Annotated in this window: 5 protein-coding genes; 4 read left to right on the plus strand and 1 reads right to left on the minus strand. The window is 38.5% G+C overall.

All coding sequences use genetic code 11. The features are described 5' to 3' along the window. Positions 1-15: 15 nt before the first annotated feature. Positions 16-1,155, minus strand: a complete 1,140-nt coding sequence (locus AC29Z1_RS14845; RefSeq protein WP_488272234.1) for a glycosyltransferase — start codon at positions 1,153-1,155, stop codon at positions 16-18. Between the two features lie 314 nt (positions 1,156-1,469). Between AC29Z1_RS14845 and AC29Z1_RS14850 the strand changes: the two genes are divergently transcribed. From AC29Z1_RS14850 to AC29Z1_RS14865, 4 genes are all read left to right on the plus strand, one after another. Next, the gene (locus AC29Z1_RS14850; protein WP_488272235.1) at positions 1,470-1,988 is read left to right on the plus strand and encodes a hypothetical protein; all 519 of its coding nucleotides are present in this window, start codon (positions 1,470-1,472) and stop codon (positions 1,986-1,988) included. Between the two features lie 132 nt (positions 1,989-2,120). Further along, a complete protein-coding gene (locus AC29Z1_RS14855; RefSeq protein WP_488272236.1) occupies positions 2,121-2,516 on the plus strand; it encodes a hypothetical protein in 396 nt (131 codons plus the stop codon). 200 nt (positions 2,517-2,716) lie between these two features. Beyond that, positions 2,717-3,178, plus strand: a complete 462-nt coding sequence (locus AC29Z1_RS14860; protein WP_488272237.1) for a DUF3794 domain-containing protein — start codon at positions 2,717-2,719, stop codon at positions 3,176-3,178. A gap of 126 nt (positions 3,179-3,304) precedes the next feature. Continuing rightward, positions 3,305-3,867: DUF3794 domain-containing protein (locus AC29Z1_RS14865; protein WP_488272238.1), on the plus strand; the 563-nt coding region annotated here is incomplete at its 3' end.

Here is a 3,867-nt window from a genome sequence, read left to right on the forward strand (position 1 = left end):
AAAGGGTAGCGAGATTCACTCTCCTACCCTTTTATTACATTCTAACGCACCCTCATTACTCAGATACTCCTGCAAAATTTTTCGGTTGTACTCAATTACCGGGTCGTCAGGAATATATTTTGCCGCTTGTTCATTATGCTCGTAAGCTAATTTATATTGCCCAAGACGTGAATAACATACGCACAATTGAATATGAGGCAACCAGGTTGTACACCGATAATTTACTAATCCCCATGACGAGTTTTCAATATTTAATTTGGTAGCAAGCTTATACCAAAAAATAGCCTGCTTTAATTGATCCTTATTAAGATGATAAAAACCAAGCCGACAACAGAAATCAGCCCTGGGAATATCATATTCGAAAGATTGGTATATAGCCTTAAGCTCATTTTCTATGTCATTAAGTTGGTAATAGCAATCAGCCAATCGAGCACATGCACCAATATTGTCCTCTACCCAGCCTTGATTAGTTGCCAGAAACTTTTGGTAATACTCAATTGCCTGATGGTAACGTTTATGGTCTCTTAGTTCATTAGCAAAATAGTATAAATCCCGGGGTGAAAAAACTTCACCTTTTTCCAGCCTTCGCTCATAAATTTTAAGGTTTCGATCATTATCATGGCTTAAAGGTTGGTGAGTTACAGCAATAGACGTTTGTAAATGAGTACCGCTCGCATCTAAATATTCATGAACGGCTCCAATCCAGCGGAAATTTTTTTCTCGTTTAACTAACCGGCACCTGCGAAGTTGAGTAATTACCTTGCCAAATTGATCAAAAGTTAAGTTATAAAGCATACTGACCACATCAAAATCCCGGCTCAGCGTTGCCTTTAATTCCAGTAATTGCTGGAGATCTTGATTTAGGAAAACATCATCAGCATCCATCCAAAGAATATATTCCTGTGTAGCTTTACTAAATGAATAATTACGAGCTGCAGCAAAATCGTCAATCCATTCAAAGTCATAAATTTTATTAGTAAATCGGCTTGCCAATTCTTTGGTTTTATCCGTTGAACCTGTGTCCACTATGATTATCTCGTCAACTGCTTGACAAACCGATTGCAAACAACGCTCAATCGTAGCTTCCTCATTTTTTACGATCATACAAAGGCTAATTGTTATCGGTACATAAGATTGCTTGGCATACTCCGTCATTGTACAACCTCCCAAAGCTATATATCATTACTTTATTCCCGTGAACATTTAAATGTGAAAAGAAGCTACTCCTAATGCAAAAGGAGTAGCTTCTTTTCGGTTTTCATTTATATACATTTGTACTTATTATTGTTCCCATAAAATTGCGTGATGGACAAAATCGCAACTGCGAAGATAATGCATATATTACACTGTGCAACCTGATAAATCCTAATAAAAAATTATTTAATTTTCATAAACACTTTACTATAAGGTTGCATAGTATATACTAGGCGAAAAGCCAAAAACCAATTTTAAAAAGGAGCGAGTCATTTATGTCATTTGGTAGTAAAAAAGCAAAAGCAAAAGGTTTTAACCTCGATTGCGTATTAGGAAATGTATCTATCACTGTTGTAACCTGCTGCGGGTTAGTATTCCAAGGTACTGTTGTAGACGATGAGCATACCCGTGCACAATATGGTTGCCCTATTGTTTTCCCTGCTATGACTGTTGACTACGATTACGACAAGCATGATAAAAAAGATTCCAAAGATGACTACAAAAAAGACCACTGCAAAGATGAAGATAAAAAAGATAAACAGGAAATTGAACTTGAAGTTAAATGCGACAATGAGCCCAAATTTATCTGCCTGAGACTCGATTGCCAGCCTGGTAATATCTGCTGCCCAACTGATCCATCAGCAACTGGTGCGGCCGGTTTCTCCTTTGTTACTCCTATCGCAGGTAGCGGTGGTGGAACTCCGTCCCTCTTCTTACCAGATGATACTGTATTGATTAGCATTGACGAAATTGCTGCCATTGGCCCAAGTCGTTCTTGTTTAACCCCAGCCTAAGCAGTTAACTCGCTTGCTTTGCAATAAGACAAAAACCCCGTAACCGGGGTTTTTGTTTTAAGACTATGTTGGCAGCTTGCATCAATTTATAACCTCTCTAATAAGGTTGAAAGAGTAAAGGAGTGATTAAGTATGTCAGCTGAAATGCAAGAAAGAGGATTAGACCTTAGTTGCCTAATGCAAAATATACCAATAACAATAGTAACACGGTGTGGAACCGTGTATCAAGGGACGGTTCTAGACTGGGGCTGTGGACGTAGCACTCCTCCCAATACTGAGGTTAGCCAGGAAAATGTCTCTCCCCCACGTTCATACGACGGGCCCGTTAACTTTATCCGGTTGGAATTATCATGCCGTCCTGGACAAATTTGCTGTGATGAAACTCCGGTTGACTCGCCAGCAATCGTTAATGGAATTCGCAGCTCGGTAGATAACACATACCCTCTGTATGAAATAGGTAATATCGTCTTAATTAATTGGGAAGATATTTCATCCATTGGTCCGCAACGTGATTGCTTAACTGGTTGATACCGGTGTCACCCCTTAAATTACACCGATCCCCGGATTTATTCCGGGGTTTTTGTATTAATTTAATACCTGTTCAACTATTTCTACCAAACATAATAATTTTAATAAATATAGAGTTATAGTAACAGAAGTACACCTAAAGCCATAAAATAGTAGTAAAAAGAAGATATGTGACAGCTTCTAGATAAGGAGGAAAGCTTATGAATCATAAATATATAGACGTTTCAGGTATTACGCCTGCATCACAGTTTCCCAAATGTCCTCCCCGACATCCTTTCACTGAGTTCTGTGAAACTGATAAATTATATATACCACAACCCTATCCAAATATTCGCGATATATTGGAAGTATGTGTAAATGTCATTATTTTATCCTCTAAAGTTATTTGCAATCCTATCGGAAAAAAAGTTGTTGTCGAAGGGAAAAAACAGATCAAAGTTACCTTTACTGCCGATGACCCCTGTCAAACCGTTCATTGTGCCCAATTTGAGATTCCCTTTTGCAGTATGATATTGCTAGGATCTATTAAAAATGAAGTGATTCAAATATGCGCAGCAATAGAAGACATATCGGTTCGCTGCTTGGACTGTAGAGGTCTAGCAGTAACCACAATTATATTTATCTGCCCGGTATTTGAAGAACCAGATAATTACTGCCCTTAACAATGCGTCAACAAGCGGCTCTAGACATTACACTACTTAGCAGGTACTAGTTACAAAAATACGCCCCTTATAGTATACAGTCAATTAAATTACCTGCTTTATCACTGAGATAGGAGGAAATTTAATATGGGACGTACTCAAGTTTCCGTAAACCGAACTCTCACAATACCCAAACACAAACCTGATATCCACTCCATTCTTCGCATCTGTTCAACACCAATAATCGATAAAACACTAACTATGCGAAAAAAGGTATTCTTTGCTGGGCATGTAGATATATGTGTAGAATACGTGGCCTGTACTTCTGACCACTCCCAACATATACATTTTTTGCGCACTGAAATACCCTTTAAGGGGTTGCTGTATCATCCAGCTGCGCGTGAATGTTTTAAGACATTTCTAAGGGCCAAAATTAGCCTTTGTGAAACTGCAGTTACTAGTCCAAGAAGTCTCGATGCAATAATACTTTTGAAATTATGCAAAGTTAAGTTTTCGCATATATCTAAGCATGCTCACCAATCAGACCTAAAGTCCAAGGATGAAGAACTTTTTGATAGCAATTGTATCCCTACGAAAAAGGTATGCTGCGATTCAAAATCACATTATGATGATGAGTGCAAACCACCTCACCACTACGACTGCAAGCCACATCACGATGATGAGTGCAAACCACCTCACCACCACGACTG

The sequence above is a fragment of the Sporomusa sp. genome (assembly GCF_057736855.1).

Excerpts from the sequence above, each read along its gene's own strand:
- AC29Z1_RS14845 (WP_488272234.1), bottom strand. The coding sequence starts at position 1,155 with ATGACGGAGTATGCCAAGCAATCTTATGTACCGATAACAATTAGCCTT.
- AC29Z1_RS14850 (WP_488272235.1), top strand. The coding sequence starts at position 1,470 with ATGTCATTTGGTAGTAAAAAAGCAAAAGCAAAAGGTTTTAACCTCGAT.
- AC29Z1_RS14855 (WP_488272236.1), top strand. The coding sequence starts at position 2,121 with ATGTCAGCTGAAATGCAAGAAAGAGGATTAGACCTTAGTTGCCTAATG.
- AC29Z1_RS14860 (WP_488272237.1), top strand. The coding sequence starts at position 2,717 with ATGAATCATAAATATATAGACGTTTCAGGTATTACGCCTGCATCACAG.